The sequence below is a fragment of the Ferruginibacter sp. genome (assembly GCF_031430955.1).
Classification (GTDB): domain Bacteria; phylum Bacteroidota; class Bacteroidia; order Chitinophagales; family Chitinophagaceae; genus Ferruginibacter.
This window is the reverse complement of sequence record NZ_JANPCM010000511.1, coordinates 1-24,468: the sequence shown is the minus strand read 5'-3', so window position 1 is coordinate 24,468 and position 24,468 is coordinate 1. Positions and strand designations below refer to the sequence as shown.

Below are 24,468 nucleotides of genomic sequence, written 5' to 3'. Positions count from 1 at the left end.
TGCAGTTTCTTCATTTACAGTTCCTGCTGCGATGTGAGCATTTTTTCTGTCTTCTTTTTCCTGTTCTATAAATGGAGTAAGTACAGCTACTGCTTTTTTCATTACCCTTGCACTCTTTACTACCTGGGGTAAAAACATTTTTCCTGCACCAAAGAGATCACCAACCACATTCATACCATCCATCAGCGGGCCTTCAATTACATCCAATGGTTTGGGATATTTGATCCTTGCTTCTTCCGTGTCGGCATCGATATAATCGGTGATACCATTTACAAGCGAATGGGCCAATCTTTTTTCTACCGGTTCATCTCTCCATTTTTCATCTTTAACGATCTCCTTTCCTTTTGCTTTTACCGTTTCTGCAAAAACAATCAATGCTTCCGTAGCTTCATTGTTTTCATTATTGATATTCAGGATAACATCTTCACATAATTTTTTTAATGTAGGTTCAATTTCATCATACACCACCAATTGCCCTGCGTTTACAATACCCATATCCATACCAGCTTTAATGGCATGGTACAAAAACACACTGTGTATCGCTTCCCGTACATGATCGTTTCCTCTAAACGAAAAAGATACATTACTTACACCACCACTCACTTTGGTAAGTGGCATTAGTTTTTTTATTTCCCTGGTAGCTTCAATAAAATCTACGGCATAATTACTGTGCTCTTCAATACCTGTGGCTATTGCAAAAATGTTGGGATCAAAAATAATTTCCTGTGGCGCATAACCTACCTGCTCTGTTAATATTTTATAAGCCCTGTGACAAATTTCTATTTTACGTTCTTTAGTATCCGCTTGCCCCACTTCATCAAATGCCATTACAATAACTGCCGCACCATAACTTTTACAAATAAAAGCCTGCTCAATAAATTTAGCTTCGCCTTCCTTCATCGAAATAGAATTCACAATACATTTTCCCTGTACACATTTTAATCCGGCTTCTATAATTTCAAATTTACTGGAGTCAATCATGATGGGTATCTTGGCAATATCCGGCTCGGCCTGTACCAAATTTAAAAAAGTGGTCATGGCTTCCACACCTTCCAGCATGGCATCATCCATATTAATATCAATTACCTGTGCGCCACTTTCTACCTGCTGACGGGCAACCGATAATGCTTCTTCGTACAGATTATCTTTAATTAACCTTGCAAATTTTTTACTGCCGGTTACGTTGGTACGTTCGCCAACGTTAACAAAATTAGTTTCGGGGCGAATGACCAAAGGCTCTAATCCGCTGAGGCGTAAATATGGTTTGATAGTGTTCATGTTTTGTTTTTTTGTAGCCAACCAATGAAGCTATGTGGAGCTGCATTGGCGACGCTCCGTTCAACAGAATATCGTTATTCAACTTTTACCTAAGCGTAGGTAAAAGCAATCTTGTTTTATTTTTTATTTGGATAAGGAAACCCAATTACCTTTCTTGGTTTAGCTTCCTGTATCAACAATTTTTTTAAATAGTCAAATACTAATTTTATTTCATCATCATGTTTTACTAAATGCTGTTCTATTTTTTCTATTTTATTCCAAAGTTCTTTATTATCAAAAAGCAGTTGTTTCATTTTTGTAAATACCCTTATAATTTGAATATTTACTTCAACCGCTGTATCAGAATTCAACACCGAAGAGAGCATGGCAACGCCTTGTTCGGTAAAAGCAAAGGGTAAATATCTCGTTCCACCTCTGCCTTTCTTTGAGGTCGCAAATTGCGACCTCAAAGAATTCCATTCTTCTTCGGTCAATTCAAACATAAAGTCCGGCGGAAATCTTTGCAATTTTCTTTTAACCGCTTCATTTAGTCTTTTTACTTCCACGCCATACATTTCCGCCAAATCTTTATCCAGCATAACTTTTACGCCACGGATTACGTGTACTTTTTCAATAATTACAGCCTCGGCTATATTGGTTGAAACCTGCTTTGTTGTTGCCATAAACTACTTGTTTTATTTGAGGTCACAATTTGTGACCTCAAATTTATAAAGCACTTTCAATATTGGGTTTTGATATCGCAATCTGCGATATCAAAACTTATTTCTTCTAATCCTAAATTTATTTTGAGATCGCAATTTTTTGCGACCTCAAGTTTACAACGCTTCTTCCATCACCGGCAATTCTCTCGGCTTAAATTTCCGCACTTCGTCTGCAATATGTTTAATATGGTCGGGTGTGGTGCCGCAGCAACCACCCACAATATTCAACCACCCATTAGCAGCCCACTCTTCAATAATATGTGCCGTTTCATGCGGCTGCTCATCATACTCACCAAATGCATTGGGCAAACCTGCATTGGGATAAGCAGATGTGAAACATGCTGCAATTTGCGAAAGCTCTTCAATATGCGGCCTCATTTCCTGTGCGCCTAAGGCGCAATTTAAACCTACACTTAATGGATTGGCATGTGCAACAGAAGTGTAAAAGGCTTCTAAAGTTTGTCCGCTTAATGTTCTGCCACTGGCATCAGTAATCGTTCCACTGATCATGATGGGCAGCTCCGGTAAATTATTTTTTCTAAAGAAATTTTTTGCTGCGTAGATCGCTGCCTTAGCATTGAGCGTATCAAAAATGGTTTCAATTAATAATACATCCACACCACCTTCTACCAAACCTTTTATTTGTTCGGTGTAGGCTGCTGCTACTTCATCAAAAGTTACGGCTCTAAAGCCCGGGTTATTTACATCAGGCGAAAGACTTAATGTTTTATTTAAAGGGCCGATAGCACCGGCTACCCAGGCAACTTTGCCCGATTGTTTTATTGCTTCCCTCGCACATTTTGCACTGGCTACATTCATTTCGTAAGCAATGGATTGCATATCGTAGTCGGCTTGTGCAATTACGGTACTGCTGAAAGTATTGGTTTCAATAATATCGGCACCGGCATCTAAATATTGTTTGTGTATGCCAATGATAATTTCTGGTTGGGTTATACTCAGCAAATCATTATTGCCTTTTACATCGGTATGCCAGTCTTTAAATTGTTCGCCACGGTAATCGGCTTCTTCCAGTTTATGGCGCTGTATCATGGTGCCCATAGCGCCATCAATAATTAATATTTTTTCTTTTAATGCTTTTTCTATTGAATGCATAGTGTTATGGTTTTAAGGCGATGCAAATTGGTATGCCGTACAAGTGAGTGACACAACGATGATGACCATAGCTGAAAAAGTTCACTTCAAAAAAATTAGACTTATAAACGTTGGAAAACTTAGTGGAGTTTTTGGACGTTTATTAGTTCTGTTGTAGGCTGAACAATAAACAAATCTGCCTGTATTTGTAGTGCAAATGTACAGTACAAAAGCCGTAACACAAAATGTTACGGCTTTTCTTTAAGTGATGCTGCCAGCACCAATATTTACACAAGACTTAGTTTTTTAAAAGGATATTTATTTTTTAGGTTTTGGATAGCTGGATCTGGATAATAAACGGGACAATCGATTTTAATTTTTTGTAAAAGTTAACTGGTCATCCTGCAAAGGATTGTCGTCTTTTAACTTAATGACAGTAGCAGTTTTTTGTACAATTTGCCAATCATCATTGATGTCGCTCAATACAGGATCGGTACCAAAATTTATGTTGAACTTGCTGCTGCTTTCGCTCCATGTGCCGGTAACAGTACTGCCTGCTTTGGTGGCAATAACCTGCCCGCCCGAATTGAATGCAAAAGAGTAGCCGCTAAGATTACTGGTTTCGTCTTTTTGATCCCAGTAAAAACTTACCCGCCAGGTGCCGGCAATTGGCGTGGTGTTATTAATGGCCGCCACATCATCGCTTTTGGAGCAGGAAGAAGATTGCAGTGTAGTAAACATTGTTACCAACGCCAGGGCTGCTAAAAGATTAATACTTTTTGTTTTTACTGCGCTTTTCATAATTATAAATTTTACTGTGAATGATTATGCAGTAAAAGTGCAACAACTATGGCTTGCTTAAAACTAATTATTACTGAACAGGTATTTTATTATGCCGAACGGGAAAAAAATCATTTTTCATCGCCAAGCCAGAGCTTAAATTCAGCAGAGCGTTCGGTACTTACAACAGTTTCGTGTTTTGCAGGCGGATTTAATTTTATAAGTACACGGCTTTTGGAGTAAGAAAACATTTCGGCAATGGATTGTATGCTGATGATGTATTGCCGGTTGATGCGGAAAAAAGTTTTAGGGTCAAGCATGGCTTCTAATGCATCGAGATTAAAATCTATTGTAAAGCGGCGGCCTTCTTTAGTGGTTAAAAAATTTATTTTGTCTTCGGTATAAAAAAAGGCCACTTCTTCAATGGTAATTGTTTTAATGTGTTCGCCATAGCGAACCACAAAACGTTTTTTATATTCCGTACCGGCAGTAAATGTTTTTAATAACTGGTTAATATCTATTGCCGGCGTAGCCGTATTTAATTTTTTATATTTTGCAATGGCATTGGCCAGCTCTTCTTTTTTAATAGGTTTTAAAAGATAATCGATACTGTTTACTTTAAATGCCTCAATGGCGTACTGATCGTAAGCGGTTGTAAAAATTACAGGGCACAATATTTCCACTGCTTTAAAAATTTCGAAACTTAAACCATCCGATAACTGAATATCAGAAATAATTAAATCGGGCAACTTATTTGCTGCAAACCATTTTATTGCGGAGGAAATGCTTACAATATTATCAGTTACAGCAGCAGCCGGCTCAATTTCTTTTACCATTTTTTGCAGCCGCTTTGCAGCTGGTTCTTCATCTTCAATAATTAAAATTTTCATTTTATAATTGTTTTAATGCAGGTAATGAAACGGTGAAATATTCTTTTTCGTTATTTACTGCAACAGCATCTTTACTTAAAATATTGTAGCGGTTAATAATATTTTGTAAACCCATGCCTGTGCCCGCTTCTTGTGATAGTTTTGGATTTATATTATTCCGCATTATTAAATGGCTTTTATCTTGTGTAAACAAATCTATAACTAATACTGTTTCTTTTGATACAGCGTTGTGTTTTATGGCGTTTTCTAAAAGCAGCTGTAAAGTAAGTGGTGGAACAAATATTTGTTTTTTTTCTGCTTCGCTTATATTGATATTCAGTTTTAAATTATTACCATATCTTTTTTGCTGCAGGTAAAAATAAGTGTTGAGTAAAGTAATTTCTTCGCCAAGAGAAATAATATCTTTATCACGGTAGTTTACAATATTGCGGAAAAATTCTGAGAGCTGCTCCACATACCCAACTGCATTTTTTGGATTTTCCTCAATGGTAGATATTAAAGTATTAAAACTGTTGAATAAAAAATGCGGATTTATTTGATTACGTAATACCTGGAACTGAAACTGTATTTTTTCGTTCTGTAACTGCTGTAATTTTTTTATATTATTTTCTCTCCACCGCATGTACAAAAACAATAACAATGCACCGGTTGCAGTGCAAAGCAAAATAAACCACCAGGTTTTCCAAAAAGGACTTGATATGGCAAAAGTGTAAGTTGCCTCACTGGCATTTTCAAAATTGTCGTTTAGTGACGATCGTACGTGAAATGTATATTTGCCCGGCCTTAGATTGGGGAACGGGATGCTTTCGTCTTTTGTTGCGATCCATGCTGTATCCCTGCCTTCTAATTTATACTGGTAATGAACCTCATCGGGATTGGTGTAGTAAAGCCCTGTAAAATTAAATGTAAAACCATTTTCGGTATGGTTAAAATGGTGTGCCGCATCTTTATCAATTGTTTGTAAAAATAATTGTATGCCGGTAATAATAGTTGTTGGTTGATGAACAGCTTTTGAAACCGCAGAATACACTACAATGCCATTTACTGTACTTAACAGAATATTTCCTGATGAATCGGTTGTAACACTTTCTAACCCGGTATTTACTTCTGTTATGCCCTGTGCATTGTTTAAGTAAGAAACAGAGCCGGTTGCAGGATTTAAAATATCAATACCCTTTTCGTTTACAATAATAATATTACCGGGTTTATCTGTTTTAATACTGGTAATTTTTAAATCACTTATACCATCTTTAAGCGAATAGTTTTTAAATGTTGTATCATTATAACAATAAATGCCGGCATCTTTTGTGTTAAACCAAATCCTCCCTTTCGCATCTTCAGTAAAAGAATAAATATGATCATCTTTTAACCCATTACTTTTATTAAAATTCAGGAACTTACCATCTTGTAAAACAGTTACGCCTTTTCCATCGGTACCAAACCAAAGCCTGCCCATTTTATCTTTATAAACAGAATGAATATAATTGTTACCAATGTTGGGTATATCGTTGTAATTAGTGAATTTGTAATTGGCTGTAATATTTTTATTTACCTGGGTAAGTTCAAAAATTGTTGCTACACCTTCCAGCCCGCCTGCGCAAATGGTATTGCCTGTGCCAGTAATAGAAAGTATGCTGGCTTTTTTTAGTAAAGGGTTTTCATTAATATTTCTGTAACTGCCGGTAGCAGGATTTAAAACAAAAATACCTTCTCCCATTACACTTATCCAAATGTTGTGAAACATATCCTGGTACAAGCCGGTAATATCTGTTTTAGCGGTTAACTCTTTTATATGGTAATTTTTAGTTTCAATTTTATTACCTGATAAAATATATTTTATCAATCCGCCATCGGTACCTGCCCAAATATTATTTTCATAATCAGAAAGAATGGTGTGAATGGTTGCATACACTGCTTTATCGTATAAGGGCAACAGCGTTAATTTATCTGCAAAAGAACAAATTAATTCGGCAGCACCTGCCATCCATATATTACCTTCATTATCGCTTAATAAATTGCTGATATTATTTTTATCATTTGCCGGGGCAAATACATTTTTTACTGGCTTAGCTGTATCGGATAATTTAAATAAACTATTTTCCTGGGTGGCAATCCATAAATTATTTGGTGTGGCAAGTATGGAGTTTATCTGCCCGTAATTCCAATTGCTGGCAGCAGTGGGAACAGTAATTTGTTTGGTGGTGTGGTTATACAGGCAAAAACCTTTTTCCTGCATGCCAATCCAAAAAGTATTATTACCCGCCGGTGTAATTGCAGTAATGTAATAATCGGGTAACCCATTTTTTGGGCCAATTATTTCTACTGTTTTTTTTGCGCCATTAACTCTGCAAATATTTATGCCCTGATCGGTAGCGGCAAGTACATCACCATTATCTGTAAGTGCCAAAGCATGCACATATTTATCGCTTAAACCTTCGGCTTCATTTATTAAATACAAATGACTGTTGCTGAAATAATAAATGCCTTCGCCATTGGTAGCAAACCAAATATTATTTTGCTTATCCTGTAAAAAAGCGGTGATGGCAACTTTTGGAGTTCCTTCTTCGGGCTCAAAATATTGCAATTGATTATTTATTTTTTTTGCAATTTTTCCATTTTTAAACCCTGCCCAAATTTGTTTTTTATTATCTTCAAAAACTGCGGTAACGGTATCTTTTGCTGCTGCTGCAAAATTTATTTTATCAAATTTTTTTCCATCAAATGTATATAAACCATTAGTAGTGCCTGCATAAATAAACCCTTCGGCGGTTTTATATAAAGTATTTATTTTAAAAAGCTGGTTATCTTCTAACAGTTTAAATGATTTATACCCAAATACCTGCGCTGTACTATTTTGTACCCATGTAAAAACCACAATAAAAATTGTTAATCTTTTAAGCAGTAGCATTATAAGCCGGGTTATTTTTTTACTAAATCTGCTTTTACTTCTACCTTAATTTCCGAAGCCAGGTTTTCATGCACCACTTTAGGAATGGGGATATTATGATCGGCCAGTAAAACAGTAAAATTTGATTTAATGCTGATGTTGGAATTTTTTATGATAAGTTCAGTTTTAATAATACGTTCCTGCACCACACCATGTATAGTCAAGTTGCCTTTTGTACGGATAGAATACACGCCATCTTTTGTAAAATCTATATCCTCAATTATTTTACCTTCAAAAGATGCCGCAGGATATTTGTTGCTCTCTAAATAATTTTCATTAAAATGTTCCTGCTGCAGCGGACTGTTGAAACCTTTAAAAGATTTTACACTTACCCTGAAAGCGAATTGTTTTTTTTCTGGAATTATTATCCCTTTAAGTTCGTTACTCATGGCTTTAATTAATTCAAGCGAAGCGTCTGAACGGAAGGCGATGCTTCCTGTATTTACTTTATATTCCGGCAGCTGATCATTTGTATAAAATGACAGCAGTAATAAAACGGGAAAAAATATGGCAAGCTTTTTAAGCATGATGTAATTTATACAATACTTTGCTATGGAGCTGTTAGACTCTTTTTATACTAGCGGTTTTTGCCAATAGTAAATACCCGGGAAATATTGAAGCCAAAAAATATATCGCCTTTTTCCCAAAGGCCAGTTGTTTCTGTAATAAAAGTACGTTCACTCATACCCTGGGAGTTGGTAAAGTGTAACTGAAATACGTGGCCGCCGGTTTCAATATCAAAACCTACCGACAGCGAATTGGTGGTATTTAATAATTTATAATCGGGCAACTGGTAATAATATTCAAAATTTAAACTTACACGTTTACTTAATTTTTGGCGTCCGCCAATTCCAATAGCAATTAAATCATTAGGCTCGGTGGCTAACTGCACTAAGTTGCGGTGCGTATAAGTTGGCATCAGTTGTAAAGAAGTACTTTCGGAAAATTTGCGGCCAATAATTAATTGGTGTGTAAAAAAAAGCCGTGATGAAAAATAATTTGTTCTGGAGGTGTCTTCAAACCGTATTGTTTTTAGTGCAATGGTAGGTACATAGCTTAAAGTAATGGGCATATTCCGTTTACCTTTCGATTGCCTTAATATTTTTACTTTAAAAAATGCATCATAAGTTTTTTGATACGTACTGCGGCCAATGCCCACCATTAAATAATTGGTAATGCCATAATCAAATCCCATACGCATGGTGGCATTATCCAGGCCAAATAATTCGTAGCCGCCGCCATTTACTTTTCCAAAACGGTGAGAAATTTTTACGTCTAAAACCCTTTTACCTACATTTTCAATTGTATGCCCGTTTATCAGTCTTGTAGTTTTAAAAGTTGCTGTAGTATAATCTGTGGTGCTTTCCGTTTCGCTTTCCAGCATTTTCATAATATCTGTTGTATCCTGTGCTGCCGCTTTATTCATTAGCAAAGAAAAAAGGGTACCAACACAAAATAATTTTTTTAAAAACGGCATAAATAATTTTTAAAAGTGGTTACATTTTTTGATCGAGGTTACAGTTTACCGTTATTTCAATACTCTCCGAAATATTATTTTTTACAGCGCCGGGAATTGAAATATTATAATCGGCAAGTTTTGCCATAAATTTTGATGCCGCAGTTATTTTTCCTCCTTTAACAGTAATGGTACCGGGTGCTGTAATATTTTTTGTAATACCATGCATGGTAAGATCGCCTTTTACAGATACGGTATGGTTACCATCTTTTGTAAAATCTATTTTGCTTATATCGCCTACAATGCCTTTAAAAGTTGCCTTAGGAAATTTAGAACTCTCTATATAATTCTCATTAAAATGTTCTTCCATTAATGCTTTGGCAAAGTGAAAGCCTTTAGTTAATAAAGAAAATTGTAAATCGCCTGTTTGGGTATTCAGCACACATAACACCTGGTTATTATCTGCTTTAATATCTTCCATTTTTGTAGTGGAGAAAAAAGATACCAAACCATTTTTTGTAAATACTTTTTGTGCATTGGCTGCGGAGTTAAAAAATAGTACTGCTGCAACTGCAAAAATAAAACGTTTCATACTTTCAATTTATTTAATAGTTATTTTAATTATTTAATGCTCCTGCATCAAGCCATTTTTTTATTTTGGCCAGATTACAGGTACTCATTTTAGCAGCATTTTTTGGCATGGGCGAGTAATTGGTTGAATGCGAAACCGCACCCCACAATCTTCCGTTAGTGGCCTGCACTTTTACATCTGCATAAGCATCTAATTTTATACCGGCAGATGGTGTGTTGCCACCATGGCATGTAATGCAATTTGAACTTAGTATAGGTACAACCGAACGGCTGTAAGTAACATTGGCAGTATCGCAAACTGTATCAGGGTACAAAACTTCTTCTTTATCGTAATAACAACCCGTTGTTGAAACCAATAATAACAACAGACCAATTACTGTAATAGTAATTATATTTTTTGTTGCAGTAAACAAAAGTTGTTTCATTATTGTTTTGCCTGTTTAGTTATTTAAAGCCCCGGCTGCCACCCATTTTTTTATTTGCGTAATCTGGCAATCAGTTAATTTGTTTGCATCTTTTGGCATTGCCGAATATCCTGCACTATGCGCTACCGCACCCACTAATCTTCCGTTTAATGCCTGCACTTTTACGGCGTTGTAATTACTTAAATCTATATTGCCCGATGGCACAGTGCCGCTGTGGCAACCTGTGCAAAAAGTATTAATTATTACACTAACGTTGGCCGAATATTTAAATTGGTTACTGTCGCAGGAAGTGTTGCAGTTAACGGTATTTTTTGCCCCCTCATTTATCCATTTTGCAATTACTGCTTTTTGTGCAATGGTTAAATCTGCATTGGGTGGTTGTGGCATTTTATCTTTACCTGTTTCAAATAATACCCTGTAAATTTTACTGTTATCTGCACTTCCCGGCACAATGTCTTTTTTAAGAATGTTTGCATAGCTGTCTAAAATAATATCTTTTGTATGAGTAGCAGCATCATGACAACCCGATTTTGCACAGTTGCTTTGAAATAAGGGTAAAATTTCACTTTCAAAACACACCCCATTATTTGCAACAGGACCTGGCAGCGGTGCAGTATTTACAATAAGTGCCGGTACTTCGTGTTTGCAGGAGTTAAATGCAAAAAACAGCACAGTAAATGATAAAGAAATAAAGATGATTTTTTTCATTGCCTGTTTATTCTTTAATTATATAACATCTTTTAAAATTTACATCCCCCGGAATTCCAAGATCAGCCTCAAATAAATAACCATCGCAAATACCTTTTAGCAGTATATTATTTCCTGCAACAATATTGCTGTCAACTTTTCCTTCCATCTCACAATTAATAAAAGCACCATCCGTATTGGTTTTTAATTTTATTACTGTCTGTTGCAGCTGATTTTTATTTACCTCATTTATTATCCCGCTAACTTGTATTACTTTATGATTGCTTTCGTCACCAATATACTTATTTTTAGCAAGAGAAGAATCTGTTACAAATGTTTGGTGTAAATCAACTGCCGAAATTTTGGAAGCAGGTGCAGCATCTTCTATACTAAAATGTTTTTTATTATACATTTTGTAGCCAATAACCGAGGCTGCTAACACTACTCCCGCAATTGCAAGAAGGATTATTTTTTTTGTTTTTGCCGGCATAAATTTGTCTGTCGTTAAAATTAAAGATAGGTTGCCTGTAAACAGTTACAATTTTACCCAACGGGTATTTATTGCTACTGAACGGGAATAATAAGCGCTTAGTTGCTTGAAGTAATATAGTTCTCTACCGGAATGCGGTTGCTGATACTTTTTGCCAGCGTCATTTCATCGGCATATTCCAGTTCGCCGCCAAAGGCAATGCCACGGGCAATGGTAGTGATTTTTACAGGGAAAGATTTTAATTTTTTACCAATATAATAAATGGTAGTATCGCCTTGTATATTAGGATTGAGTGCAAAAATTATTTCTGTGATTTCTCCTTCTGCAATACGGTTAATCAATGATTCAATTTGCAATTGCTCAGGCCCCACGCCATCCAATGGAGAAATTATACCACCTAAAACATGGTACACGCCATTAAATTGCTGGGTGCTTTCAATTGCAATTACATCACGTATATTTTCTACCACGCAAATCATTTCCTGCTTGCGCAGGTTATTGCTGCAAATATTGCATAAAGATTTATCAGAAATATTATGGCAGCGGCTGCAGAATTTTATTTCGCTTCTTAAAGTTGCTACCGCACTGCTGAAATTATTTACATCATGCACATCCTGTTTAATAAGATGCAATACCAAACGCAGTGCAGTCTTTTTTCCTATGCCGGGTAGTTTGGCAAATTCGTTAACCGCATTTTCTAAAAGAGAAGAAGAAAAAATCATTGTGTAAAGATAAGGAGCCCCTCCTAAATCCTCCCCGAAAGGGAGGACTTTATATAGAATAATAATTTGAGCCTGGTGCTTATTTCAGAATGCTGAAAACTTTAATTCTCCAAGTCTCTGGTTCAGGGGGAGATTTGGAGGGGGCTGTTATAAATTGATCTCACTTTCATTATCCCAATTTTCCCTGATGGATATTTTTTTAGGAATAGTAATTACTTTTTCGGGTTGAATTTTTTTGGAATAATTGCCGGGATCCCACAGGCCATTATTATTATCATCGTATAAAATTCTTATTTCGTACTCACCGGGATTAAACAGTTTGTTCCGCCATTCTTTTGCAGTTAAGGCAAAACTTGCTTTCACCTCGTCGGTTTGTACAAATTGTAACACCGGGTGTTTGGTAAAATCGATATTATTAAAACGCAATACTACATTACCATAATCACTTTCTTTTTTACTTTTAAAACGAAGCGTATCTGTTTTGGTAATGGTGCTGTCGGTTTTATCGGTCACTGCATCTTTTTGAATAATTAACCTGTAATCAAAACCCTCAGCCCATTTAGTAAAAAGTTTTAGTTTATTACTGTCGGCTAAAAACGAAACGCCGGTAACCGCAACATAATTGGTATCCGTTAAAATAATTTTTGTACTGTCGAAATTTTTTATGGGGTTATTAAATTCTATTGTAAGGCTGTCTTTTAAATCTTGCTTTGCACCGGAAGCTGCTAAAGTATAGCGTAATTTTTTTTGTGCTGCAGTTTTTGGTTTTGCTGTTGTGGTTGCAGGAAGTTTGCTGGTTTTTTCTTCGGCATAAGCAAATAAATTTACCGGGGAGGAGCTGTCGCTAACCGTAATAGCAGCGTTATTAAATGCAAATATTTCTGTTTTAGAATTATAAGTTTTACCACCATCGCCATCTTTTAATGCATAAATATTATAATTGCCTGCAGGTAAATTAGTAAAAGTAAAACTGCCATCGCCTTTTACATTAGCAATGTAATTAGGTTTTATTTGTTGTACAGACGAATCGTTGGCATTACGGTACAGCATTACAATTAATGTGCTGTCGGGTTTACCTGTTTCTGCAAGCTCCACTTTGCCCGACACTGTTAGTGAATCAATGAAATTACCGGTTGAAAAAACATACGTAAAATCTTTAAAAATATTTCCTTCATTTACATCTTTAATTATATTGCCAAAATTTATTGAATAGGTAGTGTTGGCTAATAAAGTATCTTTTAGTTTTACAGATATGGTTTTTAATTTGCTCCTGAATTCGGGATTAACTTTTGGATAAGGCGATACCAGTACATTGGCCTGCACATCCTGCAGCTCATCAATATATTCATCAAAAGTAAAAGTGATTTTATTGCCGGTAAAATTGGTGCTTAATAATTTAGGGTCGGCAGATAATAATCTCGGCGGCAGCGAATCTTTGAGGCCGCCCGATATAGAACCTATTTGTGCACAACCGTTACTGCCAATAATTATGATTGCACCAAATGAAAAAATAAGAATGAAATATAAAAGGTAAGATAGCCTCATTAAAATATTTTGAAATGCAAACTTAATCTCTTTGATAATAAGAGTAGACGTAAAATGAGTATTTAAAATTTATTTAGCTTTTTGGGATTTTGCCAGGTATTAAATACTGCGACTATTTCAATATGACTTCTTTTATTTTTATAAATGACCAGATTTCTTTTATAAAATGTATATTTTCTTAAACCTTTATGTTTATTCAGATATGGAAAAATAGTTGGTTGTAATGAAAGAAGGTTTAAAAAAGCGGCCCATTTTACATGAAAATTTTGCAATGTAGGTTTACCAAATCTGTACAATATCCAATCATAAGCATCATCCAAATCCTTTAATGCTTGCGGGGTAATAATAATGGGTTTAGGAGAGACCATATTTTTTTGTAAGCTGCGCCATAGCTTTTTTTGAAGAAATACCTTTACCTTCTTTTAATTCTTTAAGCCCGGTTTCTATTTTTACTTTTTGCGAATGAGTTAAATTAATCCAGCTTATGCCGTTAATTTTTTCTTCTTTCACAAGTGCATGTAACTTGTACAGCTCTTTTACCATACTTTCCGGAGCTTTATTTATTTCTTCAATCAGCTTTTTTCTTATTGCTGTCATATTAAAAGTTATAGATTCAAATATACAAAATGTTGAGTTGTTTTTAATATTCTTCTTCCTCCTCCAAATCATGCAGCGCCATCGCAAGCTGGTTATCTTTTACAAAATTGCACCAATGGCAATCTTCTTTTCCGCAGCCGGTGTAAAAATCACGGTGTTGTATTTTATCCCAAACCTGTGTTAGCTGTTGCTTTACGGTTTCAATATCCTGTGGGGCAATTACAATTTTTTCTTTACGGTATTCTTTTTTCTTGTCGGGTTCTACAAAATCAAATTCAGTACTTATGACTTTCCAATCTTTTTGATCATAATTATCCACCAGTATTTTATAAAAAACTGCCTGCCTCCAGTAATCGCCGCCGTTAGGTTCTTTATCGTTAGGGGCTTTTAATTTAGGAATAGCTTTATCAATATCGCCGCTTTTATAATCTACCACGTTTACATTTTTACCTTCAAACTCCAGCTTATCTAATTTGCCTTTTAGCGGCACACTGTTTACCACTACGCCACGGATATTCCTTTCTACAGCCACTACTTTATTCCAGCTGTTGATATATTTATCGTAATAATTTCGCAATACTTCATCACCGTATTCTATTCGTCTTTCAAAAGCTTCTTTAGTAAAATTTTCTCTGTGCCGGTTGATGTACCATTTAAAATCTGCAATCATTTCTTCTTTTGACGGAAATTTCTCCTGTTTACCATCCTGCATTTTTCTAAACAATTTTTCCAATGCATAATGTATGGCGCTGCCAAATTCTGTTGCTTCGCTTTTGCCGCTGGGTATGCGAATTAAATTTTGATAATAAAATTGCAGCGGACATTTTAAATAATTATTCAACGCCGTTACATTCATCACAAATTTATCCAGCAAGGCAGTTATAAAATCCTCTTCCGCTTCCTCAATTTCAGGAGCCTGTGCATTAAATTGCAGTAATTCAAAAGCCACCATTTCTTCAACAGATATATTTACTTTTTCAATTGTAATTTCATGCTGTTCTAAAATTTCTGCAATAAACATAGAAGGTTCTATTTCTTTTCCATCATTTTTAAATTTTGCATAAGAAATAAATAAATGTTGCTCTGCCCTGGTAAGTGCAACATAAAATAAACGCCTCAATTCTTCCTCGTCCGATGAAACGGGCTGTGAAGAAAACATGGTATCCGGAAATTTATAGCCGCCGCCGGGTTTACGTTTCTTTTCCCAGCTGGATGCATTTACACCAGCAAAAAAAACATACTCAAACTCCAAACCTTTACTGCCATGTGCAGTAAGCAGGTTAACAGCTTTATCACTTCCTGCCACCTGAACCATGGGCAGTGGCAGGTTTTCTTTTTCCATTAGCTCTATAATGGAAATAAATCCTTCTAAACCCATTAACGGATTGCGGCTGGTTTCATCTTTTATAAAATCGAACAGTGCTGTAAGCAATTGCATTAAAGCAATTTTTTCATTGCTCTTCATTACATAAGGCAAAACACCTGCATGCTGAATAATATTGGCAAAAAGTTGCTGCATTGTAACATTGCTTACATCTGCAATTAACTGCTCAATAATTTTACTTACTGTTTTTAAGTTTTCATTTATGCCGGTATCAAATAAATCTTTAGCCGGCGTGTTGGCTTTATCAAATAATAATTTACGTATGGAGGTAGCTTCGCTGTTATATCTTTTTTGATTTACTTCTACTGTAAGTTTTGCAATTTCTATTGGAGGAATAGTATAAAAATCATAATGCAAAATTTCAAAAAGCATTTCATCACCGCCATAGGGAATATCATGCTCGGCATTTAAATAGCGCAGTATTTGAAGCAATTTTTTTACAAAAGCATTTTCTAAAATGTTTACACTGCGTTTGCTGTAAACAGGAATTCCTTTTAACCGAAAATATTTTGCCACCTCTTCGCCATATTTATTTTCTTTATAGATGACGGCAATTTTACCCGGCTCCACTTTTTGATTTACTAAACTGAAAACCTGGTTGGTAATGCCTGCCATTTCTTCTTTAACTGAATTGTATTCGTTAATTACCGGTTGGTTTTTTAATTCTTTTATTTTTATGTTAGAAGAAATTAATTCTTTGCTTAACCCATCTATTTTTTTAACTAACCGTTCTTCATTTTTGTTGATGAGTGTTTTAGAAATATCCAGAATTGGTTGTGTGCTGCGGTAATTATTGGTAAGTACAACGGTTAATAATTCTTTGGTGTAAGCATTGGCAAAGCCCAGCATGTTCTCCACATTCGCTCCCTGAAAACGGTAAATACTCTGGTCATCATCACCCACAACAAAAACATTGGGCTTATCCCAGTAACTGATCAAAAGCTGCACCAGCCTGTTTTGTATACCGCTGGTATCCTGGTATTCATCTACTAAAATGTATTGAAATTTTTCCTGGTAATTAGAAAGTACATTGGCATTTTCTTCAAAAACTTTTATTACCCAGTTGATCATGTCATCAAAATCGTAGCGGTTTTTTTTACGCATCAGGTTTTGATAATTATCAAATTCATTTACAGCTGCTCTCAGTTTTTCAACTTTTTCTTTTTCTTCTTCAATTTTATCAATACGTACATCGCCTTTTTTAAAATCTTTTACGGCACGTTTGGCAATGTATTCATCACGGTGGGGTAAATCGGCAATGTACTCGTCAATTTTTTGGTTGATAAAAATTGGAGCCCAGCCTTCCCGTTTCATGGCACTAAACAAATTTTTAAGATTATTTATTTCGTAATACACATCGCCACGGTATCTTTTTAATAAATGATTTTTGGGAAAAGAATCAATAAGCGTTTTAAAAAGCTGGATGCTTTCCAATTCCGAAACGGCGTCCAACGATGTTTTTTCGAAAAGTGATAAATTATCCTGTATCACATCATTACAAAAAGCATGAAAGGTATAGATGTTTACTTTGTAGGCATCGGCGCCAATAAATTGCACTAATCTTTTACGCATGGCAATAGTACCTGCATCGGTGTAAGTAAGGCATAAAATATTTTCTGGCAGTACATCGGTATCCAATAAAATTTTTCCAATACGTGCTGCTAATATTTGCGTTTTGCCTGTGCCCGGTCCGGCAATAACCATTACAGGGCCTTCAATGGTATCTACAGCTTTGCGCTGCTGTTCATTTAGTTTTTTATATTCTTCTGTAAATTTATTTTGTAAGATGTTGCGGTAGTTCATCATGCATCAAAGATAAACCCCAAACCCCTAAAGGGGCTTTAAGCAGTAAAATATTTTAAACTGTTCTTATTTAAACAAAGCGAATGCTTTTATGTTATAAGAATAAAGAAAAAAATAGTAAAAAATGAGCAAAGTGTACTCACTAAAAACCATTCAGCAATTACCTATAACATTAGAGCAGGCCTGGGATTTTTTCAGCAGCCCGGCCAACTTAAAAGAAATTACACCGGACAACCTGGGGTTCAATATTGTTTCTAAACATCATGGCGAAAAAATGTACCCCGGGCAAATAATTGAATATACCGTTAAACCCGTTTTAGGTTTACCACTTTACTGGATGACAGAAATAACACATGTTGAAGATAAAAAATATTTTGTGGATGAACAGCGCTTTGGGCCTTACAGCATGTGGCACCACCAGCATCATTTTAAAGCTACACCAAAAGGTGTGGAGATGACCGATATTGTACATTATAAATTGCCCTTTTGGTTTTTGGGAGATATTGCTAATATATTATTTGTTAAGCAGCAACTGAAAACTATTTTTGATTACCGCTTTAAAATTGTAGAAAAAAAATTCGGGGCAGGTTAAAAATAAAATTAACAAAAACAATTGTTATTAATCGGTATCATTATTGCAGTGTAGCTATATCTTAGCAATATATTGTATCCCGAATGAAGTATACTGTTCAACTTTTTATAATATTCTTTTTTACGGGTACTACTTTAGTGTATGCCCAAAAAAATCAGAAAATTTTAAAAGATACTGCAGTAAAGCACAAAACGCCACTCATCAGTACTGCTTATTACAGAGATACAACATTGGTGCTTATCCCATTCGATTATAAACAATCTGCATTGTACCTGCCGCATACTTACGAGGTAATAGACAGTGTTGCTACAATGTTGTTGAAAAAAAATGACGTCACCCTTTCAATTGATGGCTATGCACACCCCGATGAAGGCAACGATACAATTTGTAAATATTTAGCTTTGAACAGGGCTTTGTTTGTTAGAGATTATGTATTAGGCCGTGGTATCGACAGCAGCCGTATAATTTTAGTTAGAGGATTGAGTAAAACAAAATCGGTAAACAGTGATATTGATAAGGACGGACATACCCGTAACTGCAAAGCAGAGCTGCGGTTGAATTTTCCGATACCTCCCGAAATTTTAAGAAAGGCAGACAGGGACGAAGATGGTGTTGTTGATATTGAAGATAGTTGCCCCGATGATTATGGCTACAAAGAAAATAATGGTTGTAAAGATTCCAACACAATTGTAATCCCTTTCGAAAATCAGCAATCATCCTTATCGCCATTTACTTACAGAGCATTAGACAGTGTGGTGACGGTGCTAAAAGAAAATGCCGCTTACACCGTAGCCATTGAAGGGCATGCTTACAAAACAGAAGGTATAACAGCAGTGTGCCAAAGGCTATCAATGGAAAGAGCTTCTATTGTAAAAAATTATTTACTCTCCCGTAACATTTCTAACAAACGTATTGTTACAATTAAAAGTGCCGGCATTAACCGGCCTTACAATGCCGGTAAAAACCCCAGAGAGATTGCTGCAAACTCCCGTGCTGAAATTTTACTTAAAAAATAAATGTACTTATTTTATCCCTGCTCTTTTTTTCAATTCAGCAACAGGCATTACCATCAATCTTCCAATGGGTTTATTATTACGGTAAGTAATTACTTTCATAGCCACTGCATCTTTAGGAACTGTTAATGGTATTGTATATGCAGGGTAAAAATTATCCGGAAAAGAATTATCAAAACTGTAATGGATATTTAAACCTTCCACTTCGGTACTAAGTGTAACCACAACGTCCGAATCTTTTTTACGTACATCAAAAATGGCATCATACATACTGGGTGCATATTTTATAGCAGCAGCATCAAATCTTTCCATTTGATTTTCTACACGGCTTACAAAATTGTTCCAGTTCCTGTTTTCTTTGGGGCTCCACAAAACTTCTGCAATAGCAAAAGCCCTGGGCCATGTCATGTATTGCAAATGACGCACATTATACACCTGCTCCGTCCATAAATTTGCCTGGCCGCCTTTAATTAATTTTGCATTGGTGCCTTCGGGTACCGGCTCAAACTGGTAGGCTTTTTTTAATCGCAGGGTGGAGTAAACCGGAGGTTCAATTACACCATCACCCTGCATATAATCAATGTAAGCAAAATCGGTAGGGCTCATTACAACCTCATGTCCCATTTTAGCAGCTTCAATTCCACCCTTCATACCACGCCAGCTCATAACGGCAGCATTAGGCGCTAAACCTCCCTGCAAAATTTCATCCCATCCAATCATTTTTTTTCCTTTAGATGCAATTATTTTTTCTACACGTTTTACAAAATAACTTTGGACTTCATCCAGGTTTTTTAAATTTTCTTTTTTCATTAATGCTTTTATCTGTGCACTTTTCTCCCAAAAATTACGGGCTGTTTCATCGCCACCCATGTGTATGTATGCAAAAGGAAACAATTGCGCCACTTCGGTAAAAACTTTATCAATAAAATCAAATACTTTTTCGTTGGCGGGGCAAAGTGTATTATCGAGTGTACCATAAAAATGCTGGCCGCCGCCGGGCCAAATCATAAACTGTTCGCCGGAGTTAACGCTGTATGTTCCGGGTGTGCAGGTTAAATCCGGGTAGGCTGCAATAGCCGCTAAACTATGCCCGGGTATATCAATTTCGGGCAGAATATTTATAAATTTTTCTTTGGCGTATTGCACCAATTCTTTAATGTCTTCCTGCGTATAAAATCCGCCGTATGTTTTAGGTTCGTTTGGCTCTGGTTTAGAAAATCTGCCGAAGGTTCCGGTTTTATCTACCCGCCATGCGCCTACTTCGGTTAGTTTAGGTAAACTTTTTATTTGTATGCGCCAGCCCTGGTCGTCAGTTAAATGCAGGTGCAGTAAATTAAATTTATACTTTGCCATTTGGTTGATATAATCCTTCACCTGCGCTACTGTAAAAAAATGGCGTGATACATCCAGCATTAAACCTCTCCACCCAAAACGTGGTGCGTCCTCGATCGTAACAAAAGGAATTGCCCATGCATCTGACAATTTATTATTTTGATTGCTTGCAATTTGTGCCGGTAATAATTGTAATAAAGTTTGCACTCCATAAAAAATGCCTGCAGGTGCTGAGGCCGAAATAATAACACCATTGGCGGCTACCTGTAAACGGTAGCCCTCTGCCGAAATTGATTTATCAGCCGAGAGGTTTAAAAAAAATGAATTCGCTACGGCGGTATTACCTTCTGTTACAGCCACAGCATTACCGGCGGTAGTAAGCTGTTTTGCTAATGAACCCGCTATCTTTTTTAGTTCTTCATTTTTTGTAAAGATGATGGACAAATTACTGGGTAAAATAAAATTTCCATCTCCTGCAATTAATGAAACAGGTTTTGGCACAAGTATATTTTGCAGATTAGCAGCAGTGTTTTGTGCAGCTGCAATGGTATTTATAAAGATCAGCAGACTGAACAGTAATTTATTTTTCATACTTAAATTTATTTGTAACACAAGTTAATTATTTGAAACTAACCGCAAATAAAAAAGGCTGACAAGTTTTCCTTATCAGCCTGTATTAATTTTTTATGCAGCAATTATCCCGGCATACGCCCAATATATTTTTCAATTTGTTTTATTTGATCAACAATTTGCGGTGTGGTGGGTTTAAAACTTTTTGCTTTTCTAAAAAAATCTTTTGCCGCCCTGAATTCTCTTTTGTTCATCATAATAGAACATAATTGTAAATAAGCTGCGGCGTTATTTTCATTATCCGGCAAACCGGCACGGATGGCCTGGCGGATATAACTTTCGCCCTGCTTCATGTCGCCTTTTTGTATGCACAGCATACCCAGTTGTAATTTGTTGGGGCCTTCGGTTTGCTTGGTCATGGTACCGCCAAGAGAAAGGCTTTTTTTCATCAGTGTTTCTGCGCCATCATAATCTTGCCCAACCATAGCCAAATTACTTTTAACCGCATAATATTGAGAACGCACCGGCTTTATCAGCAACTGCGGAAACCAAATAGTATCCAGCACTTTTTTAGCTTTTTCCATATCGCCGTTCTCCATTGGCTCCTGCAACAGGCGCAACGGGCCAATAATAAAATGACCCACTATTAATACCACTCCAATTAAATATAAAATAAATGATGGCCAAAAACCGGCCTGAATATTGGTAAAAATGGCCAGGGCTAAAATTACAATGCCCATCCACAACCGGTACTTAATTATTACATTCAACCACTTCATGTGCTATAAAATTTTGGAGGGCAAAGATAAGGCATGCGGATAAATAGGCCGCTAGTCTTTTGCATCGTTAATTTCTACCCAGTAACCATCGGGATCTTTAAAATAGATTTGTTTAACACCATCTACCCTTTTGGTTACCGTCATTTTATCGCCAGCCCAGTTTTCGTATTCAATTTTATTTTTATCCAGCACTTTTATAAATGCTTCAACAGATTCAACAGTAAAACAAATATGACTGTTTTTAACTGTTGCCGCTGGTTCCCTGGCACCCTGTATTAAATGCAGGTGGCTTTTATATCCCACACTAAGCCAAATATGTTTTCCATCATGAAATGGTTCGGGAATACTATCCAGCCCAATAATGTTCATATAAAACTCCCCGCTTGTTTTAAGGTTTACCACATAATGGGCAATGTGGTTGAGTGTGGCTTTAGGTTTATTATTGTTTTGTGCGAAGCAGAAAAATTGTACTGCACAAAGGATGGTCAATAAGCCAATTCTCTTGTTTTTTTTCATATTTAGGCTGTTAGGCCATAAATGTAATTAAATTAATGCGTTATTTTATTAAACGGGTAACTATAAATAATTACTTTTGCCATCCTGATTTTTTTTGGTCCCGTAGTTCAATGGATAGAATAGAAGTTTCCTAAACTTTAGATGCAAGTTCGATTCTTGCCGGGACCACATTTGTTTCTTTGCCCGGGAGTTACTGTAAAAAAAGGCGAGTCAGATAATGCATCAGCATTTATTAATGCTTTATCTGCATAGACTAAGCGGATAATAATATGCTTAATAAATCTGGGATTGACAATCAAAAAATATTTTCCTTTATTTTAAACTGCCAATATATTGGGCATAATAATTTTTATTTTTATCAGGCCCTTTTTTTATTGACATTTTTTTCTTTTGCAATATTGGACCATTTGGCCAGCATGTTCACCAGCTCTTCCAGCTTTACGGGTTTACTTAAAAAATCATCCATGCCGGCTTTAAGGCAATCATCTTTATCTTCCTTCATAGCATTTGCAGTCATGGCAATTATGGTGGGCTGTACTTCCATACTTTCCCTTATTATCCTGGTAGCCTCCTGGCCATCTATTTCCGGCATCTGTACATCCATTAATATGATATCATAGGCATGCTGGCTGGCCATTTCTACCGCTACCTTTCCGTTTTCGGCAAGGGCTGCTTCAAAGCCCAGCTTACTTAATATTTTAAGGGTTAGTTTTTGGTTTACAAGATTATCCTCTGCTACCAGTATTTTTAACGGATGTTCTTTTACAAAATCAGCAAAAAGCTTTTGTTTTGCTGGCTGTATTTCTGCGGCTTGTTTTCCTTTGCCTCTTAATTCATTGATGATGGACTTACCCAACATTTCCTGTTTAATAGGCTTTGTTAAAATTGATTTGAATAAGTTTTCATATTTTTTATTTCTTTCATCACCTACAGAACTCAGTAGTATGATAGGTAGTTCGGGATAAAGCTGTTGAATATTTTGCGCCAGTTCGCAACCATCCATATCGGGCATTTGCATATCGGTTAATACCAAATCAAACTGTGTTCCTGTGGTCATTATTTGTAGCGCCTCGGCACCGCTTTTCGCAAGTACAGGTGCCAGCTTCCAAAACTCTAACTGATTTTTTAAGATACAAAGGTTGGTTAAATTATCATCTACCACCAGCACCCGCTTACCTTCTATGCCTGCAATATTGTTGGTAACATAAGTACGGAGCGATTGTGAACTGGCAGATGACTGCATAGTGAAAGAAAATGTGGTGCCTTCGTTTTCTTTACTTTTTACATCTATCTTCCCGCCCATTAACCCAATTAATTTTTCGCAAATAACAAGGCCTAAGCCTGTACCGCCATATTTACGGCTGGTGGATGAATCTACCTGTGAAAAAGATTTGAATAATTTTTCCATTTTATCTGCAGGTATACCAATACCGGTATCACGTATTTCAAACTGTAGCTCAATTTGTCTATTTTCTTTTGTTTTAAGTAAATGAACACCTAGAAAAATTTCTCCCTGTTCAGTAAACTTAAGGGCATTACTTACCAGGTTTACCAATACCTGGCGCAACCTTAAGCTATCACCAATAATTTGTGCAGGTACATTATGGTCTATTTCATACACCAGGTCCAGCCCCATTTTACCGGCTTTTCCAGCAAATACATCCAGCACTTCTTCAATACAGGTCCGTAAATCAAAATCCCTTCTTTCCAGTTCCATATTACCCGATTCTATTTTAGAAAAATCGAGAATATCATTGATCACTGCTAATAATGCCTCCCCGCAGGTGCTGATAGTTTTTGCATACTCCTGCTGCTCCGGTGTAAGTTGTGTTTCGTTTAAAAGCGATGCCATACCAATTACGCCGTTCATTGGCGTACGTATCTCATGGCTCATGGTGGCAAGAAAAACACTTTTTGCTTTATTGGCTTCATCAGCTTCGTGGCGGGCTTTCTTTTCGTCCCGGGCTGATAATATTAATTGCCAGGTTTGTTCCTCTACTTTTTGCTCCAGGTTATCTTTTTGAGACCTGATAATATTCATCCGGTACTTGTAAAAACCAACAGCGCTTGCAATAAGGCTTAGCAGCATTAATGTTTTAAACCACCAGGTAAGCCAGAACGGAGGCGTAATGGTAAGTTTTACTGCAATGGTACGGGTTGACCATTGCCCTTCGTTATACATTCCTTTTACTTTAAAAATATATTTTCCGGGATTGAGGTTAGTGTAAGTGGCGGTTCGTTTTGTACCTATTTCATTCCAGGTTTTATCAAAGCCTTC

The 24,468-nt window shown here is 36.2% G+C and carries 23 protein-coding genes and 1 tRNA gene; 3 read left to right on the top strand and 21 right to left on the bottom strand.

Translation table 11 applies throughout. From position 1 onward, the window contains the following. From ACY65O_RS14440 to ACY65O_RS14360, 17 genes are all read right to left on the bottom strand, one after another. Nucleotides 1–1,278, bottom strand: a 1,278-nt coding sequence (locus tag ACY65O_RS14440) for a dihydropteroate synthase (protein WP_462221563.1), incomplete at its 3' end; no start/stop codon positions are given. A gap of 116 nt (nt 1,279–1,394) precedes the next feature. Further along, on the bottom strand, nt 1,395–1,940 hold the full coding sequence (locus ACY65O_RS14435) for an ORF6N domain-containing protein (RefSeq protein WP_462221562.1): 546 nt from the start codon (nt 1,938–1,940) through the stop codon (nt 1,395–1,397). A gap of 153 nt (nt 1,941–2,093) precedes the next feature. Beyond that, nucleotides 2,094–3,092 (bottom strand): homocysteine S-methyltransferase family protein, encoded by a 999-nt coding sequence (locus tag ACY65O_RS14430; protein WP_462221561.1) that lies wholly within the window; start codon nt 3,090–3,092, stop codon nt 2,094–2,096. A 351-nt stretch (nt 3,093–3,443) separates the two neighbouring features. After that, the gene (locus ACY65O_RS14425; RefSeq protein WP_462221560.1) at nt 3,444–3,872 is read right to left on the bottom strand and encodes a hypothetical protein; all 429 of its coding nucleotides are present in this window, start codon (nt 3,870–3,872) and stop codon (nt 3,444–3,446) included. Nucleotides 3,873–3,982: 110 nt separating this feature from the next. Beyond that, nucleotides 3,983–4,741, bottom strand: a complete 759-nt coding sequence (locus tag ACY65O_RS14420; protein ID WP_462221559.1) for a LytR/AlgR family response regulator transcription factor — start codon at nt 4,739–4,741, stop codon at nt 3,983–3,985. Between the two features lies 1 nt (nt 4,742). Continuing rightward, entirely contained in the window at nt 4,743–7,649 is a 2,907-nt protein-coding gene (locus tag ACY65O_RS14415; protein WP_462221558.1) for a sensor histidine kinase, read from the bottom strand. A gap of 11 nt (nt 7,650–7,660) precedes the next feature. Then, entirely contained in the window at nt 7,661–8,215 is a 555-nt protein-coding gene (locus tag ACY65O_RS14410; protein ID WP_462221557.1) for a YceI family protein, read from the bottom strand. A 50-nt stretch (nt 8,216–8,265) separates the two neighbouring features. After that, entirely contained in the window at nt 8,266–9,165 is a 900-nt protein-coding gene (locus ACY65O_RS14405) for a DUF5777 family beta-barrel protein (RefSeq protein WP_462221556.1), read from the bottom strand. 19 nt (nt 9,166–9,184) lie between these two features. Next, complete coding sequence (locus tag ACY65O_RS14400) at nt 9,185–9,736, bottom strand: YceI family protein (protein WP_462221555.1); 552 nt, start codon at nt 9,734–9,736, stop codon at nt 9,185–9,187. A 25-nt stretch (nt 9,737–9,761) separates the two neighbouring features. Next, nucleotides 9,762–10,160: a hypothetical protein gene (locus ACY65O_RS14395; RefSeq protein WP_462221554.1), complete on the bottom strand. Its 399-nt coding sequence runs from the start codon at nt 10,158–10,160 to the stop codon at nt 9,762–9,764. Between the two features lie 15 nt (nt 10,161–10,175). Then, nucleotides 10,176–10,868, bottom strand: a complete 693-nt coding sequence (locus tag ACY65O_RS14390) for a hypothetical protein (protein WP_462221553.1) — start codon at nt 10,866–10,868, stop codon at nt 10,176–10,178. Between the two features lie 7 nt (nt 10,869–10,875). Next, nucleotides 10,876–11,337, bottom strand: coding sequence for an OB-fold protein (locus ACY65O_RS14385; protein ID WP_462221552.1), 462 nt, complete (start codon nt 11,335–11,337; stop codon nt 10,876–10,878). A gap of 98 nt (nt 11,338–11,435) precedes the next feature. After that, on the bottom strand, nt 11,436–12,059 hold the full coding sequence (gene recR, locus ACY65O_RS14380; RefSeq protein ID WP_462221551.1) for a recombination mediator RecR: 624 nt from the start codon (nt 12,057–12,059) through the stop codon (nt 11,436–11,438). 147 nt (nt 12,060–12,206) lie between these two features. Further along, nucleotides 12,207–13,604 (bottom strand): Ig-like domain-containing domain, encoded by a 1,398-nt coding sequence (locus ACY65O_RS14375; RefSeq protein ID WP_462221550.1) that lies wholly within the window; start codon nt 13,602–13,604, stop codon nt 12,207–12,209. Nucleotides 13,605–13,666: 62 nt separating this feature from the next. Next, on the bottom strand, nt 13,667–13,972 hold the full coding sequence (locus ACY65O_RS14370) for a type II toxin-antitoxin system RelE/ParE family toxin (protein ID WP_462221549.1): 306 nt from the start codon (nt 13,970–13,972) through the stop codon (nt 13,667–13,669). Continuing rightward, a complete protein-coding gene (locus ACY65O_RS14365; RefSeq protein WP_462221548.1) occupies nt 13,959–14,201 on the bottom strand; it encodes a hypothetical protein in 243 nt (80 codons plus the stop codon). Before ACY65O_RS14365 ends, ACY65O_RS14370 begins: the two co-directional genes overlap by 14 nt. 43 nt (nt 14,202–14,244) lie before the next feature. Further along, entirely contained in the window at nt 14,245–17,391 is a 3,147-nt protein-coding gene (locus ACY65O_RS14360) for an ATP-dependent helicase (protein WP_462221547.1), read from the bottom strand. Nucleotides 17,392–17,512: 121 nt separating this feature from the next. Between ACY65O_RS14360 and ACY65O_RS14355 the strand changes: the two genes are divergently transcribed. After that, a complete protein-coding gene (locus ACY65O_RS14355) occupies nt 17,513–17,980 on the top strand; it encodes an SRPBCC family protein (RefSeq protein ID WP_462221546.1) in 468 nt (155 codons plus the stop codon). Between the two features lie 83 nt (nt 17,981–18,063). After that, entirely contained in the window at nt 18,064–18,996 is a 933-nt protein-coding gene (locus tag ACY65O_RS14350; protein WP_462221545.1) for an OmpA family protein, read from the top strand. Nucleotides 18,997–19,002: 6 nt separating this feature from the next. Here the strand turns inward: ACY65O_RS14350 and ACY65O_RS14345 are convergent, their stop codons facing one another. From ACY65O_RS14345 to ACY65O_RS14335, 3 genes are all read right to left on the bottom strand, one after another. Further along, nucleotides 19,003–20,916 carry a beta-N-acetylhexosaminidase gene (locus ACY65O_RS14345; protein ID WP_462221544.1) on the bottom strand — a complete coding sequence of 638 codons (1,914 nt, stop codon included), beginning with the start codon at nt 20,914–20,916 and terminating at the stop codon, nt 19,003–19,005. Nucleotides 20,917–21,020: 104 nt separating this feature from the next. Beyond that, nucleotides 21,021–21,674 (bottom strand): tetratricopeptide repeat protein, encoded by a 654-nt coding sequence (locus ACY65O_RS14340; protein WP_462221543.1) that lies wholly within the window; start codon nt 21,672–21,674, stop codon nt 21,021–21,023. 51 nt (nt 21,675–21,725) lie between these two features. Continuing rightward, nucleotides 21,726–22,190 (bottom strand): VOC family protein, encoded by a 465-nt coding sequence (locus ACY65O_RS14335; RefSeq protein WP_462221542.1) that lies wholly within the window; start codon nt 22,188–22,190, stop codon nt 21,726–21,728. A 96-nt stretch (nt 22,191–22,286) separates the two neighbouring features. Here ACY65O_RS14335 and ACY65O_RS14330 point away from each other — a divergent pair. Continuing rightward, nucleotides 22,287–22,358, top strand: a tRNA-Arg gene (locus ACY65O_RS14330). 190 nt (nt 22,359–22,548) lie between these two features. Here the strand turns inward: ACY65O_RS14330 and ACY65O_RS14325 are convergent. Continuing rightward, a partial coding sequence (locus ACY65O_RS14325; protein ID WP_462221541.1) for a response regulator occupies nt 22,549–24,468 on the bottom strand: 1,920 nt, incomplete at its 5' end.

Excerpts from the sequence above, each read along its gene's own strand:
- ACY65O_RS14435 (WP_462221562.1), bottom strand. The coding sequence starts at position 1,940 with ATGGCAACAACAAAGCAGGTTTCAACCAATATAGCCGAGGCTGTAATT.
- ACY65O_RS14430 (WP_462221561.1), bottom strand. The coding sequence starts at position 3,092 with ATGCATTCAATAGAAAAAGCATTAAAAGAAAAAATATTAATTATTGAT.
- ACY65O_RS14425 (WP_462221560.1), bottom strand. The coding sequence starts at position 3,872 with ATGAAAAGCGCAGTAAAAACAAAAAGTATTAATCTTTTAGCAGCCCTG.
- ACY65O_RS14420 (WP_462221559.1), bottom strand. The coding sequence starts at position 4,741 with ATGAAAATTTTAATTATTGAAGATGAAGAACCAGCTGCAAAGCGGCTG.
- ACY65O_RS14415 (WP_462221558.1), bottom strand. The coding sequence starts at position 7,649 with ATGCTACTGCTTAAAAGATTAACAATTTTTATTGTGGTTTTTACATGG.
- ACY65O_RS14410 (WP_462221557.1), bottom strand. The coding sequence starts at position 8,215 with ATGCTTAAAAAGCTTGCCATATTTTTTCCCGTTTTATTACTGCTGTCA.
- ACY65O_RS14405 (WP_462221556.1), bottom strand. The coding sequence starts at position 9,165 with ATGCCGTTTTTAAAAAAATTATTTTGTGTTGGTACCCTTTTTTCTTTG.
- ACY65O_RS14400 (WP_462221555.1), bottom strand. The coding sequence starts at position 9,736 with ATGAAACGTTTTATTTTTGCAGTTGCAGCAGTACTATTTTTTAACTCC.
- ACY65O_RS14395 (WP_462221554.1), bottom strand. The coding sequence starts at position 10,160 with ATGAAACAACTTTTGTTTACTGCAACAAAAAATATAATTACTATTACA.
- ACY65O_RS14390 (WP_462221553.1), bottom strand. The coding sequence starts at position 10,868 with ATGAAAAAAATCATCTTTATTTCTTTATCATTTACTGTGCTGTTTTTT.
- ACY65O_RS14385 (WP_462221552.1), bottom strand. The coding sequence starts at position 11,337 with ATGCCGGCAAAAACAAAAAAAATAATCCTTCTTGCAATTGCGGGAGTA.
- recR (WP_462221551.1), bottom strand. The coding sequence starts at position 12,059 with ATGATTTTTTCTTCTTCTCTTTTAGAAAATGCGGTTAACGAATTTGCC.
- ACY65O_RS14375 (WP_462221550.1), bottom strand. The coding sequence starts at position 13,604 with ATGAGGCTATCTTACCTTTTATATTTCATTCTTATTTTTTCATTTGGT.
- ACY65O_RS14370 (WP_462221549.1), bottom strand. The coding sequence starts at position 13,972 with ATGGTCTCTCCTAAACCCATTATTATTACCCCGCAAGCATTAAAGGAT.
- ACY65O_RS14365 (WP_462221548.1), bottom strand. The coding sequence starts at position 14,201 with ATGACAGCAATAAGAAAAAAGCTGATTGAAGAAATAAATAAAGCTCCG.
- ACY65O_RS14360 (WP_462221547.1), bottom strand. The coding sequence starts at position 17,391 with ATGATGAACTACCGCAACATCTTACAAAATAAATTTACAGAAGAATAT.
- ACY65O_RS14355 (WP_462221546.1), top strand. The coding sequence starts at position 17,513 with ATGAGCAAAGTGTACTCACTAAAAACCATTCAGCAATTACCTATAACA.
- ACY65O_RS14350 (WP_462221545.1), top strand. The coding sequence starts at position 18,064 with ATGAAGTATACTGTTCAACTTTTTATAATATTCTTTTTTACGGGTACT.
- ACY65O_RS14345 (WP_462221544.1), bottom strand. The coding sequence starts at position 20,916 with ATGAAAAATAAATTACTGTTCAGTCTGCTGATCTTTATAAATACCATT.
- ACY65O_RS14340 (WP_462221543.1), bottom strand. The coding sequence starts at position 21,674 with ATGAAGTGGTTGAATGTAATAATTAAGTACCGGTTGTGGATGGGCATT.
- ACY65O_RS14335 (WP_462221542.1), bottom strand. The coding sequence starts at position 22,190 with ATGAAAAAAAACAAGAGAATTGGCTTATTGACCATCCTTTGTGCAGTA.